The organism is Streptomyces sp. SID14436 (assembly GCF_010548465.1).
Lineage (GTDB): Bacteria > Actinomycetota > Actinomycetes > Streptomycetales > Streptomycetaceae > Streptomyces.
The window spans coordinates 84,700-99,086 of record NZ_JAAGMD010000321.1; the positions used below are offsets into that span (position 1 = coordinate 84,700).

Genomic DNA, 14,387 nt, shown 5'->3' on the forward strand with positions numbered 1-14,387 from the left:
ACTTGTCTGTCGATTTACGACGTAGACGCACTCTGTCCCAGATTGCCATCGCGGCGGTGCTGCTGACCGGTGTGCCACTTACGGTCGCTTCCGGAAATGTCCTCGGTGCCGGCAGCGATGCAGCACCCGCTGCGGCCGCGGTTCCGGTCGATGCCGGGGAAGTGCCAACGGCCCGGATCGAGGCCCGCCGTACTGGTCAGCCTGTTGAACTGGTCAGTCAGCGCACAGAGACTTCTCGCACCTACGCCAATCCGGACGGCAGCTTCACCTCCGAGATTTCTGCTGGGCCAGAGCGCGTCAAGCGCAACGGCACCTGGCACACGATCGACGCCTCCCTGACTGAGCGCAATGACATGCTCGTCTCGAAGGTTCACCCGCATGACCTTCGGCTGAACGCCGGCGGCGGAGCACCGCCGAAGTCGCTGAAGGCGGCCCAGGCCGCCGGACCGCGTGACCTGGCGAGCATGGGGTCCGGAAGTCAGCGGATCACCCTGCAGTGGAAGGGCGGCCTGCCAGAGCCGCAGCTCGAGGGAAGCAAGGCCACCTATCGCAATGCCCTCCCGGGTGCCGACGTGATCGTTGAGGCGACGCAGACCGGGTTCGAGCAGTTTGTCATGCTGCGTGAGCGGCCGTCAGGTGGCTACAGCTACACGCTGCCGCTGAAGACGGCGGGGCTGCAGGCTGAGGAGCAGAATGACGGTTCCGTTGTCTTCACTGACGCTGCCGGCAGGCAGCGGGCCGTGATGCCTGCCCCGGTCATGTGGGACGCGTCCGTCGACGAGCGGTCCGGGCTGCCCGCCAACCGCCACCGCGTCGACATGGACGTCGTGCCCACGGGCAAGAACACCGTGGATCTCGTCATCAGGCCCGACGAGGGTTGGCTGACCGACCCGGCGACGCAGTATCCGGTGACCATCGACCCCTCCACGTCGGCCCTGTCGAACACGTTTGACACGTACGTGCAGCAGGGCGAGACCGGGGACTGGTCCACCGATACGGAGCTGGATTTCGGGAACCCCGGCACTACCAACAGCGACGGCACGCCGCGCACCGCACGGTCGTTCATCCACTGGAACACCACACCGATCCAGGACGCCCTGATTTCCTCGGCGAAGCTGGAGCTGTACAACTTCCACTCGGGAAACACCGACTGCCTCAACTACGGCTGGTCTGTGTGGGCCACCGGGGCCGCCTCCACCTCCTCGCGATGGACGAACCAGCCGTCGTGGATTGATCAGTACGCCACCTCTACCCAGACCAAGGGCAACCCGAGCTGCGGCGCCGACGGCTGGATCAGCGCCGACGTGACGAACCTGGTGCAGGTCTGGGCCTCGGACAAGGTCGCCACCGGCCACATGGGGCTGCGCGCCACAACCGCCGATGCCAGGGCATGGAAGCGCGTCAACTCCGCCAACAACACGGCGAACCGCCCAAAGCTGACGGTCAACTACAACTACCGGCCCGGCAACGGGCACGACACCCAGGCCGGGCCGCCGTATGTGAAGAACTCCTCTGGGGTGTGGGTGGTCGACACCGACCAGCCGTTCCTGCGCGCGACGTTCGATGACGCCGACGGTGACATGGTCAACGGGACCTTCGACATCCGGGATGCCGTGACCAAGGAGAAGGTCGGTGACTACCTCGTCTCCGACTGGACCGCCGCAGGGCAACCGACCAGCGTGTGGGTACCGGCTGATCTGCTCACCAACGGCAGAACCTACGAGTTCCGCGCCTCGGCCTACGACGGTACGCACTACGACACCGGCTGGACGCCATGGACGAAGTTCACCGTCGATGAGGAAGTCCCCGGTGGCGGAGACGGCCCCACTGACCGGCCGAGCCCGACCGGCGGCCCCAGCTGACCCCCGACGCCTGCTCTCCTGAAAGGGCACCCCGCATGCGTATCAGACGTGCCGCCACGGCTGCGGTGCTTTGTGCAGTCGGCCTGACCGGCCTGGCCCCGGCCGCCGCGACAGCCGAGGAATCCCGCCACTCCGGATCCGTGTCCGAGTCGGCGAAGCTGGACCCGGACAGCGATACCTCCGGGCAGATGGTGTGGGAGCGGTTCGGTTCCGCCGGCGACATACCGGCCGACAGAATCGGCGAGACGTTCTCCGCCAAGCGGCTCGATGCCGCCCGGGCCGCCAACGCCCAACCAAATACGGTGACTCCGCAGTCCTCCACCAGCCATCCCACAGCGGAGCGCGAGAAACACTTAGCCCGCGCGCTCGGCCAGAGGTACATCGCTGACGGCAGCGAGACGCGTAGCGAACAGCTCGGCAAGTTCCGCTCGGACGCCGTGGGCACCACGGCCAACGGGATCATTGAGTTCGACAAGTGTGAAGCCGATCCTGCGGGCCAGGCCCAGGACAAGAACAGCCCCGGTCACGTGATCGACCACTTCAACTTCTGCCGCTGGGGCTACAACCAGGTCACCAAGCTTGATGGAAAAGGGCGTATCGAGGGATACGTCCGCTTCAAGGAAATCGAAGTCGGCGAGGGAGCGAAAGGCACCCGGACCGGCAGGATTCACATCAAGACCAAGGACGTCGACGGGTTCGGGATCTACTCCGAATTCTCCGGCACTCGCATGAAGATCCAGCCTTCGCTGAAGGGCGACATCAACCACCTCGGCGAATGCGGCAACAACAACCTCGTCGACTTCGGCGGCGGCAAGGACTCCTTCACCCGCGAGCTCTCAGGGTGGGAAGACCAGTACATCTACTACGAGATCACCTCGGACGAGACCAAAGCCGACCAGTCCCGTGTGGACAAGGTCTCCTACTGCCAGTTCGAGACCCACTACAAGGTGCTGTCCGCCAAGGGCAACACACCCTGGTCGTACGTCAGCCCCACCGGCGGCATGCGCTTCGACTCCGCCACGTACATGGGCAGCGACATCCAGTACGGGCACAAGGGCGCCATCTTCAACCGCGTTACGCCGGTGTTCTCCTACGACCGGGCCGACGCAAGCGTCGAGAGCGTCGCAGAACACATCTTTGACGCGCTGTATGCGCCACAGCTGACCTATCCGCAAAAGAACGACAAGGACATCCCCGGAAACATCTGGAACGGGGAGTGGCAGCCCCTGCACCGCAATGTCAAGACAGGCACCTGGGGCACGTTCTCACCGGACTCCGACGCCATCGCCGCCGCCAACGAGAGAGCCAAGGACAGCGCGTGCGCCGGCCTGACGCGCCCCGCCGACCACGACTGCGACGAGTTCCCCTTCGCCTCCACCAAGGAGGGTGCAGGCGTAGGTGACGGGAACTTCTCCGTCCGCATGGTCCCCGCCACGGAGAACCGCAGCGCCGGCGGAAAGCTGTCCGCCTGGTACAGCAAGGACCGCATCCTGGACGGCGACCCCTACGGCATCTTCGTCAACTAACCCACCCCGACCGGTGGCACGCCCTGCGTGCCACCGGTCAACCCACCCAGTTTGCCGGACGCTGCCCGCTCTCATCCACCGGAGGTTGAGACCGGGACTGCGTGTGCGAGGTGACGGCATGCCGTGAGCCGGTGGGCACGAACTCGACCAGGTAGTCCTCGAGCCCCGTTTTCGGCGTGACGCCACGCAGCTCGCCGTAGAAACGCTCTTGGGCGCTCTCCCCGCCCTTGCACCACACGTGCATCGTGTACGTGGTGTTCGGCTTTAGACGGAAGCCGATACTCCCGCCCGCGTTGGGCGTATCGAGCACCATCTTCCCCAGATGGCTGTTGAAGGGCCAGCTTCCGACCAGCACGAACCCCTCACCCACACGCTCTGACGTGCGGTCGCTGATCTGGAGCGTGAGCGTGGCGTCGTGCTCCTGAGCGTTACTGATGAACAGGGCGGTGCCGTCCGCGACATGCACTGCACCGGCCGGTCCCATCGGCAGGTCCGTCCACACCACCGGGCTGCCCTCAGCAGTGAGCCCGAACAGGGACCGTTCGATGTGGACCGTCGTCGTCATGCGAACCTCATCAGACATGACCATCACACTAACCTCGCGCTTTCATGAAGCGGGCTGTCCGGTAGGCGGTCAGGTAAGCGAAAAGTGCCTCTGACCAGCGAGAATGAGGATTGCTGAGGTCCTTGTTCCCGCTCCTGTCGGAGGCACTTTCCAGGTGAAGCAGCCTACCGGTTCCTACCCCCATGTCCGTGTCCAGGATGACGGCCGAGCCGTGGTCTCCCAGGCCGGGTCGGTCCTGCTGGTCGAAACGGTCCGCAAGACCGGTCTGGATCAGGCGATGTCGCAGGTGCTGGCGCCATGGCGCAAACCGCGGGCCGTCCACGACCCGGGCAAGGTCCTGCTGGACCTCGCCCTGGCGGTCGCGTTGGGCGGGGACTGCCTCGCGGACGTCGCGATGCTGCGGTGTGAGCCGGCCCTCTTCGGCCCGGTCGCCTCCGACCCGACCGTCTCCCGCCTGATCGACACCCTCGCGGCCTCCGGTGAGAAAGCCTTGCAGGCCATCCGATCCGCACGGTCCGAAATCCGGAAGCGTGTCTGGTCGTTGGCCGGTGAGAATGCCCCGGACGCCGACGGACAGGTCACGGTCGACCTCGACGGCGTCCTGGTGATCGCGCACTCCGACAAGGAGGATGCGGCCGCGACCTGGAAGAAGACCTACGGCCATCACCCCCTGACGGCCTTCGTCGACCACGGCCCGGGCGGAACCGGAGAGCCAGTCGCCGCCCTGCTCAGACCGGGAAACGCGGGCTCGAACACGGCCGCCGATCACATCACCACCGCCCACCTCGCCCTGGCCCAGCTGCCGAAGAAGTACCGGCGCGGGCGGCAGACCCTCATCCGCTGCGATTCCGCCGGCGGCACCCACGATTTCGTGTCCTGGCTCGCGAAGCGAGGACGCTGGCTGTCCTACTCGGTCGGCATGGTGATCACCGAGGTCATCCACAGCCACGTCCTCAAGATCCCGGCACCGGCCTGGACCCCGGCCATCGAAACGGACGGCGAGGTCCGCGACGGCGCCTGGGTCGCCGAACTCACCGGTGACCTGCTCACGGGCTGGCCGAAAGGGATGCGGCTGATCGTCCGCAAGGAACGACCGCATCCCGGTGCCCAGTTGAGGATCGCCGACGCGGACGGCATGCGGATCACCTGTTTCGCCACCAACACCCCTGACCGGCCGATCACCGAGCTCGAGCTCCGCCACCGCCTGCGGGCCCGGGCCGAGGACCGCATCCGGGCCGCCCGCGCGACCGGACTGCGCAACCTGCCCCTGCACCACACCGCCCAGAACAAGGTCTGGCTGGAGATCGTCCAGATCGCGCTCGATCTGCTGGCCTGGATGCCCATGCTCGCCCTGACCGGCCAGGCCCGGCTCTTCGAGCCCCGCCGGCTGCGGTCCCGCCTGTCTCCGCGGCCGGCCGGCTCGTCACCACCGGCCGGCGCCGCATCCTCCGCCTCGCCCGCCACTGGCCCTGGACCCACGAGATCACCGCCGCACTCGAACGACTTGCGCTCCTGCCCAACCCCGGCTGACCAGCGGATCCGCCCGCCCCTACGAGAAGAGGACCCAGCCCGGAGCAGTGGAACCCGGCGCCCACCCGAGGCGACACCCGGGCCGTCGGCATGCCCGCCAACAGCCACCGAAAGCGAAACGGTCCACCGACTCCGTCGGCGGACCGTCATGCAAGATCGAGGTTAACGACGACTCCATCGAGACCAGGGACCGCGTCGCCGGGCTGATGGTCCTGCTCTATGGCCAGTACCCCGCGAGGACCTGCCGACTGACCACGGCACACGTCATCCACGACGAGAACGGCGTCGCCCTCCGCCTCAACCGGACTCCCCTGAGGCTGCCACCACCGCTCGACGGCCACCTGGTCCTCCAGCTCGTCGACATCGCCAACGATCACCAGCACACCGTGATGTCGAACGACCTCAACGCACCCTGGCTCTTTCCGACTCAGAGGCCCGGCAAGGCACTGGGCAGCAAACAACTCAGCCGGCGCCTCCGCAAGATCGGACTCCCTGCCGAAGCCGGACGATGCGCGGCCCTGCTTGATCTCTGCACACAGATGCCGCCAGCAGTCCTTCAGCGGCTGCTCGGCATCAGCCCCACAGCTGCCGAACGCTGGGCCGCCGGGGCCGTCAGGTCCGCATACGCAGCCGAGGTGGCCCGCCGATCAGACAGCTGAGACCGATTACGCAGGAAGGAGCTGGACGATCCCCACCCACGGAAAGTCGTGAGCTGCCCCCGGTTTCGTGGAGTCCCTGAAGCCAGGCTTATGATCCTGGCCCGAAGGAGAACCACGAGCAGTGCCAGCACCACGTAAGTACCCGGACGAGCTCCGCGAGCGGGCCGTGCGCGAGGTCCGCACCACCGGCCGTCCGATCGCACATGTCGCGAAGGATCTGGGCATCCACAAGGAGGCCCTGCGCGGCTGGGTCCGCCAGGCTGAGGCGGACAGCGGTGAACGCGATGACCGGCTGACCAGCGTCGAGCGGGAAGAGCTGAAGCAACTCCGCAAAGAAGTAGCGGAGTTGAGACGAGCGAACGAGATCCTCAAAGCGGCGAGTGCGCTTTTTGCCCAGGAGCTCGACCGTCCCCGGACGAGGCCGACCAGGTGATCGACAGCCTGAAAGACAGCGGCTTCGGGGTCGGGCCCGTATGCCGGGTGCTCGGCTGGTCCGAGTCGGCTTACTACGCCCGCAAGAAGCGGCCGAAGTCGTCCCGCCGGCTGCGGGACGAGCAGCTCATGCCCCTGATCGAGCAGGTCCATGCCGAGTCGGGCGGCACCTATGGCGCCCGCCGGATCACCCGCGCGCTGCGGCGCAGGGGCGTCGATGTGGCCCGCTGCACGGTCGAACGGCTGATGCGTGAGCTGGGCCTGGAGGGCGTCATCCGCGGTCAACGCCGCAGGACCACCGTGCCCGAGCCGCTGGCGCCCCGCCCGCCGGACCTGGTCGACCGCGACTTCACTGCCTCCCGCCCCGACCAGCTATGGGTGGCGGACATGACGTATGTCCGCACGTGGTCGGGCTGGGCATACGTGGCGTTCGTCCTGGACGTGTACTCGCGGATGATCGTGGGCTGGCAGGTCGCGAACCACATGCGGACCGAACTCCCGCTGGATGCACTGGAGATGGCGCTGTGGAGACGGAGGATCAAGAAGGACTCCGGCCTCATTCATCACAGCGACCGCGGGTCGCAATACGTGTCAATTCGGTACACCGACCGGCTCGCCGACTTCGGCGCCTCCGCGTCGGTCGGCTCCGTCGCGGACAGCTATGGCAACGCGATGGCCGAGGCCCTGAACGGCACCTTCAAGGCCGAGCTGATCGAGATGCAAGGTCCCTGGAACGACGTCGACCAGGTCGAGCGGGCGATCTTCCAGTGGGTCACGTGGTACAACGAAGAGCGTCTGCACTCCGCGCTCGACTACGTGCCGCCGGCCGAGTACGAGGAAGCTTTCTGGCGGAGCCAGGAGCAAGCCCCGCAGTCCGCTTGAAACAAGATCACCGGACTCTACGAAACTCGGGGCAGTTCAACCCGTCGTCACCACCGACTACGGGCCAGACCCAACTTAACGGCTGATCTTGGTTGTTGAGTTGACACACCCGGTCCAACCCGTCAGGCGGACTTCTGCCGCCGTTCCAGCTTGCCGGCGGCCTCCCGGCGGCGGGGGTCCGTTACGTCCACCGAGGTTCCGGGGCCCTCACCGGGCTCGTCGGCCCAGTTCCGCAGCTTGGCCACGAGCGCTGTCAGCTGCTGGTCACCCGGCGGTACATCGATGGAGAACAGGGCCTCATACGGGTACTCGTCGTCGCCGCCCCACCGCACCACACCGTTGCACTCGGCGAGGATGTCGCGGATCACTGTCATTTCGTGCGCGAAGAAGCCCCCCCCTGCCCCCGGGCGGGTAGGAGCCGGGCCGGATCGCCACGGCGGTGCCGGAGGCCTGATTCCCCTCGGCCTGCTTGAGGTTCACCCGGGACGGTGCGTGCCAGCCGGTCACGTCTCCCTCGCGGAGTTCGTCGATCTCGTAGTGGAAGCGGCGGATGACGTGCACGAGGACGGTCTCCACGTCGCCGATGCGCACGTCCACGTCGAAGCCGGTGCCGGGCACCGGCCGCGTCCATACCGTGGAGACATCATTGGCTTTTTCCTCGAGTGCCCAGCCGTTGGGTGATGTTGGGCGTCGGCGGGTCTCGCCCGATCCGGGTCTCTCGGCGGCCGCTGCCACTGCGGGCAGGGACAGCAGAGAGCCACCCACCAGGGAGGCCGCGCCGAGGACTGCGGTGCGCTTGACAACACCGCGTCGCGTCATGCCGGTCATGCTAAATGTCATGCCCATGATCTCTTTCGGTCATAAGGTCGGAGGAGCAGCCGGTCCCGGTCACTGGCTACGGATGAGCCTGTAATACTTCTCCAACGCCCGGTACAGGCCGATGAGTTCACGGCCGTACTCATCGGCGTCCGGGCCTGTGCCGTTGTAACGGGCGAGGATTTGCTGCAGGTCGGCTTCACTGGTGTCCAACCCGGGTCTGGGCTTGCCGATCTGGTAAGCGTTGTAGATCGTGAGGTAGGTCGCCGTCTTGATGTTGTACTCCGGATCCTCGTGGAGCTGGGTCCACACCGATTTGAGATCCCTCGACTTGTCCAGGATCGGGCCGCTGATGACGCCCTGCCGGACGCAGTAGTTCCTGGCTTCGATCGCCACCCAGCCGAAGATCTGGCCCCATCCGGTGCTGCAGTCGTCCTCCAAGCCGGCCTCCAAGCTGGCCTTCACCCTTGTGTCGGCTGCGAAGTCGAGCGGGTTGTACTTGCGCAGCTCCCACAGCACCGGAGCCTGGATCAACGCCTTGCGCAGCCTGAGTCTCCGGGCTAGCGCGGTGAACAGCCAGTCTGCGCCGACAACCAGCTCGAACGCCTTGGTGTTGGAGATGCCTCCGAAGGTCGCCCAGTCATCGTCTCCCCACCCGTCGCCTCCGGTCTCGGGTACCCCTATGGACTCCAGGTACGACCGCACCTCCTGGAGCATGGCGTCGCGGTAGGCCGTGTCGAAGGTGACGTCCTTCCCCACGGCGTACGAGGGAGGGTCGAAGCTGTCCTGCCCGAGGTCTCGTCCGGATGCGATGTTCTTGTCGATCTCGATGGCACCCGATCCGGACCCGACGGAAATGGTGGCGATCTGGTCGAACGCCCAGTTCCTCGGCAGCGGGTAACCCAGGTTTCCGGAGAAACCGCTGGACATGTCGGAGACGAAACTGGCGTCGGCGTATCCGGCCTCGCTCAACCGGGAGCACACGTTACGCGGCCCGTAGATGCCGACCCGGTAGGCGGATTCCTGCATGGACCGGTAGACACCCCTGAAGTGCGGGATGATGTTGGACGTCACCTCGTGATCCAGCGCGTCGTAGTCGACGGCGAAATAGATGCGGGTACCGTTCTTGAAGCCATGGCTGCTGGCCCAGTCGATCGCGGCGTGAGCGTCATAAACGCCCTGGTTGTAGTTGAAGTAGTCCGTCTGGCTGCCGGTGGTCTGGTAGATCGGAAAGCAGCTCAGGCCATGCGCAGCGATCGTCTCCAACTCACCGGACTTGATCACCTTGTCCAGTGAGGAGCCCGCCACATTGCACAGGTAACGGCCGACAAACAAGTAGCCGGCGGACCGGAGGGACTGGGCCCGAGCCGGGGTGATGGTGGTGACGCAGTCGCAGGCGGTGCCGGAGCGGGACTGGTCGCCGTAGGAGATCAGCAGCGACGCCCAGGTGGGGTAGTCCGCGTCTCCGTGCGGGGTGAGCCCGACGAAATCCTGGAAGTCAAACACATATGAGGACAGATCAGACGTGTACGTACTGCTGAACTGAACATAGGGCCGCTGGTTGAGGACCATCGCGGCGGTGAACAGGGACACCCAGGTGCCCGTGCTGCCGACCGTGAGAGTGCGTTGCCGGAGACCCGCCTGGGTACCGGGGCCGAAGACGCCGTTGGCCGTCCCGTCGGCCATGCCGAGTTCGTACTGGATGGCGAAGATCATGGACTTGGCCACGTCACGGGAGTGGTGACCGTCACAGGGGATGATGAAGAAGTCCTGGCGCTGGATGTATCGCCCGTTGAGCCACCGCTGGATCGACCGGATATCCTCGCGGCCGGGTCTGGCCCCATAGCTGACGAGGACGTAGGGGTCCATGTTGAGGAGCGCCTTGAAGACCTTCGGGGTCAGGTCGGAGCCGGGATAGACGCCGTCGACCCCCATGTCCCGCTTGAGCTTGATGACGCCGGCCTGCACGCGCTCGTTGTAGATGCCGTCGATCTCGCCACCGTCGTAGCCCTTGCAGTACATGGCGGACTGAATGATGCGGCAGAAGTTCGCCGACGGGACGGTGACGCTGTTGAGGCGAGGGTACTTCTGGGTCAGGGTGCGCAGGGTGGTGGGACCGAACGAATCCGACATCGGGCTGATGTCCAGTTCCCACTGGAGCGCCCTGGTGAGCGCGTACATGGTGCTCCACCCGGTGCGACCGTTCTCCTCCACGGTCACACCGATCTTGTCGCCGTAGGTCTGGTTGACGAACCTCTGGGCGCGCAGGACCAACTCGTCTGCCATGTGGGTGCGTTCCTTCGTTGATGGGGTGCAGGCGTGAAGACGCGGGAGTGCCTCGGAGTTGTGTGGTGCCGACCGGGCGTGTTTCGAAAGCCTCACCTGCCCCTCGACGCCTGGCACGCTCCCCCAAGCCCTGCGAGCAAGGAAGGGGCCTCAGCCGCGTTGCCGGGATCGCCCGCGTACGCCCAGTACGGAGGCGGTCCTCCGCCTTGCGACCGCACGCACCGAATACCGCGAGGCCCGTCCTCCGGACGGACGGCTCCACATTCGAAACACGCCCTGGTACCGCATCGAGCAACGTTGTTGCCCCTGCCGCTCACCGGTGGCCGCGTCCCTTCGACGGGGCGGTCACGGAGGAGAGGTGGACGCAGAGCAATCGGTGCGGTGCGAAGACCCTTACTCCCAGCCGCCGTGGTGGGAATCGGCCTGGAGTGTCCCGGCGGGCTGGGGGTAAAGGGGCTCCGGTGACTGCACCACCATCCCATGCGTCCCGGGGAGTACCTCATCCTCGGCGAGCCGCTGGCGCTGACCGTCCGCACCGGCCTGTTCAGGAGCCGGTACGTCGCGAGCGCGGTCGAACTCATCAGGGACAAGCGCTCTGTGGCTGCTTCCCTCCCACGTCACCGTGGAAGAGCAGTGGGACCAACTCCAGCAATATTCAGCCGGTTGACAGTAATTCGACCTCGCCGGCGTCCCAAACCCTCCGGATTTCCTCGCCCCCGGGTCCACTCTGGCCGAGGGCCGTGGTGCCGTGCACGTGGGCGAGGCATCGACCCCAGCCGGCATCGTTCGCAACAAGGCAAACGTTGCCTGATGCGGCATCAGCAGTACTTGAGCCCGGGAATGGGTCCGTTGTTGACACCACCGCTGATCCAGACGACGGGAAGCCAGACCCGCTTGTTGCCACTGTCGTCGTCCGTCATAGCCCAGTAGTAGTTGTAGTAGCTGCCGTACCGGAACTCGTGCCCCCGGGTCTGGCAGTAGAAGTAGTTCGTGCCCGCGTACAGGATTCCGGCCGAATCGCCGGTGCAGCTGTCGGTCCGCTGGGTGGTGGTGCACGGCCAGGTGGAAGCCGTCTTCCACACATGGCAGTTGTACTTCCCACCGCCGATCGACGTGCAGCCGGATGCCGATGTGGCGGCCTGGGCGTTGCTGCCCAGGCCGAACAGCGTGGCTGCCGCGATCATGGCAGCCGACGATACGAAGGTGATGACTCGCTGCAGAGCCATGTGATCCCCCCTGAGTGTGATGCGGTCATAGAACGACTCCGCGCACCGACCATCGCTCAAGAGGTACCTTGACGCACTCGAGCGGAGACGGGTCGGTTCTGCGGTGGCCAGTTCGACTGGCCAGGCGCTTTCAGAGGTTCACACGGCGAGGCGGTGGATGTCATGCGGTGATCGATGAGAAATGCGGCGTGTTCGATAAGCTTCTCTCCATGGTTGCAGGTGAGACGGTTGTGGAGCCCATCGGCGCGATCACGGTGGCGGAGCCGAGCGTTCACCAGCTGCGGTTGTTCCTGGTGTTGAGTGAGGAGTTGCATTTCGGCCGTGCTGCGGCGCGGTTGTTCATCACACAGTCCGCCTTGAGTCAGCAGATTCGCAGCCTCGAGAAGCGTCTTAAAGTGGCTCTTTTCGAGCGTTCCAGCCGGGCGGTCGCCCTCACCTCGGCCGGCCGGGCGCTGTTACCCGACGTCAGGGCGGCGGTCGAGGCGATGGAGCGGCTGCGCTGGGCGGCAAACGCGCAGGGGCGTCATCTCTCCGGGCTGGTGAGAGTGGGCACCATCGGTGCGGAGGCGGCCATGCCGCACACGCGTGCCGTGCTCCAGGCGCTGCGCCGTGAGCATCCCCGGCTGGAGATACAGCTCCTCGGCCTGAATTTCGTCGATCAGCTGGGCGCCCTGTACCGGCGGGAGGCAGACGTGGTCTTCCTGCGGCCGCCGGTGCCGGACGATATCGAGCTGCACCACCTGGCGACCGAGCCCCGGGTGGCCTGCCTGCCCAGCGGTGATCCGCTGGCGGCCCTGCCCCGGCTCGCCCTGGCTCAGCTCGCCGGGTATCCGGTGGTGGACGTCCCCGCCCGGATACCGCGGGTGTGGTGGGACTTTTGGGCGGTGGACCCGCGTCCCGACGGCACCGCGGTGCGGTACGGGCCGGTCGCCCCGGACCTGGAGGCGCTGCTGCACAGCGTGGCGCAGGGTGAGGCCATGGCGTTCCTGCCGGCCGCCGCCCGCGACTTCTTCCGCCGTCCCGGGGTCGGCTACGTCGACGTGGACGGTCTTGCTCCCTGTACCTCGGCCCTGGCCTGGCTGGCCGACCACCGCGACCACCCCGGCGTCGCCGCGGTACGGCGGGCGGCACGGTCGGTTGTGCACCGCCGCACCCACCCGTGACCCTGACCGGCACCGTCCGGCGCGTCCGCCACGGCCCGTGGCGGACGCCGCCGCGGACGCAGGCCACGCTCGGGGCCTCGGCGGCGATATTCCGCGGCCGCCGCTCGGTGGTGCCGGTGTCCTGGGCGTCGAAGAGGCGTGCTGCGTGGTGGGGTGGCAGGGCGAGGGTGAGGTGGCGGAGGCGGGCGTCGTCGGTGGTGCCGGGCGCGGCGGCGAAGCCGAAGCGGGCGCGGGTGTCGGTTATTCGTGCGGTTGAGACATTCTTGGTAGGGATGCGGCATCCCAGATCACAGGCTTGTCGTGGAGGGGCCTCGGGATCCCATACATCCCATCAGGGCGGGTCAGCCACACATACGGCCCAACCTCATTTTCTATGAGCACAGTTGAGATGTTGCATTTCATGGTGACGGGTGTGTCTCAACTGTACGGATAATGGCTTGGGATTGGGCTCCTAAGGCGGGAAGTTGATCTTGCTTGGGGGAGGGTGGGGAGCCGCTGGGAGAGAGGCCGGCGGAGGAGTCGCCAGGGTTGCCTTCTTTGCTGCGTACGAAATCCCGGTGGCGATGCGCCATCGGCTGCAAGGACATGCGCGGGACTCCTACCAGGTGGCCCTGGATGTCTTCGACGGGCAGGCAGTGGCCCAGATGCTCACCCAGGGCGACCTGATCTGGATCGCCCAGCGGTTTCTGGACCTGCCCTCGGCCATGATCCCGGACGAGCCGGCCCAGGCGCAGCCGCACTGGTACCGCGCCACCCTGACCGCCGTGCGGGAGCGGGCGGGAAAGCGGCTCACCCCCGGGGCCCTGTCCGAGGTGCGCGACGGTTTGCGGCACGCAGTGCTCGACGACGAAGCCCGGGTGGATCTGCCCGAGTGGGTCGATTCCGCACCGCGACCTGCTCAACGACACACCGCATGAAAACGGGAGCCTGCTCCCCCCCAGCCACGTGAGAGACGACCGTGCGAACAGACAGGCTCGGTGGCAGCGGCGCCGGGCTGTCTGATCGGCCTCCTGCCATAAGCGCCGGCGCTGATGGCGCAGGGGCCCCGGCACACCGTCGGGAGACCCCCCATACGGTCGTGCTCGCGGTGAAGCATTGTCTGAGCGGCGCGCACCAGGTCTGCAGGTTCTTTAGTCTGGCTACAGGAGCGGACACGGGCAGCAAGGGAATTGGACGATGATGGCGACCCATGAGGCCGGCGGCGCAGACCATACCCAGGCGCTCTTGTGGTCTGCTCCCGAAGGTCCACTGCCGGCGCCGCCCATCGACACCAGGGCGCAGGTGCTGCCCGTCGGCGACCTGGAGTGGCCCGACGCAGAGCGTCTGTTCCTCAGGCTGCTGCACACCGTCCGGCCCGTCCAGTACGCCAAGCTCTTCGGTGTGCCGGGTCAAGCCCAGGGCGGGATCGACGCTTACGCTCGGCTTCCGCTCGACCTGGCG

11 protein-coding genes and 2 pseudogenes are annotated in these 14,387 nt (G+C 66.4%); 8 read left to right on the forward strand and 5 right to left on the reverse strand.

Features of this window, described 5'->3' with window-relative positions:
- Positions 1 to 56 precede the first annotated feature (56 nt).
- Positions 57 to 1,862: a DNRLRE domain-containing protein gene (locus G3I53_RS11565; RefSeq protein ID WP_343239596.1), complete on the forward strand. Its 1,806-nt coding sequence runs from the start codon at positions 57 to 59 to the stop codon at positions 1,860 to 1,862.
- A 35-nt stretch (positions 1,863 to 1,897) separates the two neighbouring features.
- Entirely contained in the window at positions 1,898 to 3,388 is a 1,491-nt protein-coding gene (locus G3I53_RS11570) for a NucA/NucB deoxyribonuclease domain-containing protein (RefSeq protein ID WP_164335743.1), read from the forward strand.
- Positions 3,389 to 3,425: 37 nt separating this feature from the next.
- On the opposite strand, the gene G3I53_RS11575 is transcribed toward G3I53_RS11570, so the two are convergent.
- Complete coding sequence (locus tag G3I53_RS11575; RefSeq protein WP_164438303.1) at positions 3,426 to 3,971, reverse strand: hypothetical protein; 546 nt, start codon at positions 3,969 to 3,971, stop codon at positions 3,426 to 3,428.
- Positions 3,972 to 4,107: 136 nt separating this feature from the next.
- Here G3I53_RS11575 and G3I53_RS11580 point away from each other — a divergent pair.
- The 3 genes and pseudogenes from G3I53_RS11580 to G3I53_RS11590 all read left to right on the forward strand — a co-directional run bounded on the left by G3I53_RS11580 (position 4,108) and on the right by G3I53_RS11590 (position 7,456).
- Positions 4,108 to 5,483: pseudogene (locus G3I53_RS11580) on the forward strand (IS1380 family transposase).
- Between the two features lie 206 nt (positions 5,484 to 5,689).
- Positions 5,690 to 6,142 (forward strand): hypothetical protein, encoded by a 453-nt coding sequence (locus G3I53_RS11585; protein ID WP_239063783.1) that lies wholly within the window; start codon positions 5,690 to 5,692, stop codon positions 6,140 to 6,142.
- A 121-nt stretch (positions 6,143 to 6,263) separates the two neighbouring features.
- Positions 6,264 to 7,456, forward strand: a protein-coding gene (locus G3I53_RS11590; protein WP_343240599.1) for an IS3 family transposase whose coding sequence is annotated in 2 segments (ribosomal slippage) — positions 6,264 to 6,524 and positions 6,527 to 7,456 — 1,191 coding nt in all. Because the reading frame shifts where the segments join, the coding sequence is not laid out codon by codon here.
- 122 nt (positions 7,457 to 7,578) lie between these two features.
- Here the strand turns inward: G3I53_RS11590 and G3I53_RS34530 are convergent.
- From G3I53_RS34530 to G3I53_RS11605, 3 genes are all read right to left on the reverse strand, one after another.
- Entirely contained in the window at positions 7,579 to 7,830 is a 252-nt protein-coding gene (locus G3I53_RS34530) for a hypothetical protein (RefSeq protein ID WP_343240600.1), read from the reverse strand.
- Between the two features lie 514 nt (positions 7,831 to 8,344).
- Complete coding sequence (locus G3I53_RS11600; protein ID WP_164335739.1) at positions 8,345 to 10,558, reverse strand: glycoside hydrolase domain-containing protein; 2,214 nt, start codon at positions 10,556 to 10,558, stop codon at positions 8,345 to 8,347.
- Between the two features lie 818 nt (positions 10,559 to 11,376).
- A complete protein-coding gene (locus G3I53_RS11605; RefSeq protein ID WP_164335737.1) occupies positions 11,377 to 11,784 on the reverse strand; it encodes a hypothetical protein in 408 nt (135 codons plus the stop codon).
- Positions 11,785 to 11,993: 209 nt separating this feature from the next.
- Here G3I53_RS11605 and G3I53_RS11610 point away from each other — a divergent pair, with 209 nt between their 5' ends.
- On the forward strand, positions 11,994 to 12,947 hold the full coding sequence (locus G3I53_RS11610) for a LysR family transcriptional regulator (RefSeq protein ID WP_164335790.1): 954 nt from the start codon (positions 11,994 to 11,996) through the stop codon (positions 12,945 to 12,947).
- Between the two features lie 76 nt (positions 12,948 to 13,023).
- On the opposite strand, the pseudogene G3I53_RS33820 reads toward G3I53_RS11610, so the two are convergent.
- Positions 13,024 to 13,185 (reverse strand): annotated as a pseudogene (locus G3I53_RS33820) (XRE family transcriptional regulator); the annotation flags it as partial.
- 319 nt (positions 13,186 to 13,504) lie between these two features.
- Here G3I53_RS33820 and G3I53_RS11620 point away from each other — a divergent pair.
- Together G3I53_RS11620 and G3I53_RS11625 are read left to right on the forward strand one after the other, a co-directional pair.
- A complete protein-coding gene (locus G3I53_RS11620) occupies positions 13,505 to 13,864 on the forward strand; it encodes a hypothetical protein (protein ID WP_164334191.1) in 360 nt (119 codons plus the stop codon).
- 259 nt (positions 13,865 to 14,123) lie between these two features.
- A partial coding sequence (locus tag G3I53_RS11625) for a hypothetical protein (protein WP_164438304.1) occupies positions 14,124 to 14,387 on the forward strand: 264 nt, incomplete at its 3' end.

What these genes read in the sequence shown, in the direction of transcription:
- G3I53_RS11600 (WP_164335739.1), bottom strand. Translation starts at nt 10,558, where the DNA reads ATGGCAGACGAGTTGGTCCTGCGCGCCCAGAGGTTCGTCAACCAGACC.
- G3I53_RS11575 (WP_164438303.1), bottom strand. Translation starts at nt 3,971, where the DNA reads ATGTCTGATGAGGTTCGCATGACGACGACGGTCCACATCGAACGGTCC.
- G3I53_RS11570 (WP_164335743.1), top strand. Translation starts at nt 1,898, where the DNA reads ATGCGTATCAGACGTGCCGCCACGGCTGCGGTGCTTTGTGCAGTCGGC.
- G3I53_RS11585 (WP_239063783.1), top strand. Translation starts at nt 5,690, where the DNA reads ATGGTCCTGCTCTATGGCCAGTACCCCGCGAGGACCTGCCGACTGACC.
- G3I53_RS11605 (WP_164335737.1), bottom strand. Translation starts at nt 11,784, where the DNA reads ATGGCTCTGCAGCGAGTCATCACCTTCGTATCGTCGGCTGCCATGATC.
- G3I53_RS34530 (WP_343240600.1), bottom strand. Translation starts at nt 7,830, where the DNA reads ATGACAGTGATCCGCGACATCCTCGCCGAGTGCAACGGTGTGGTGCGG.
- G3I53_RS11610 (WP_164335790.1), top strand. Translation starts at nt 11,994, where the DNA reads ATGGTTGCAGGTGAGACGGTTGTGGAGCCCATCGGCGCGATCACGGTG.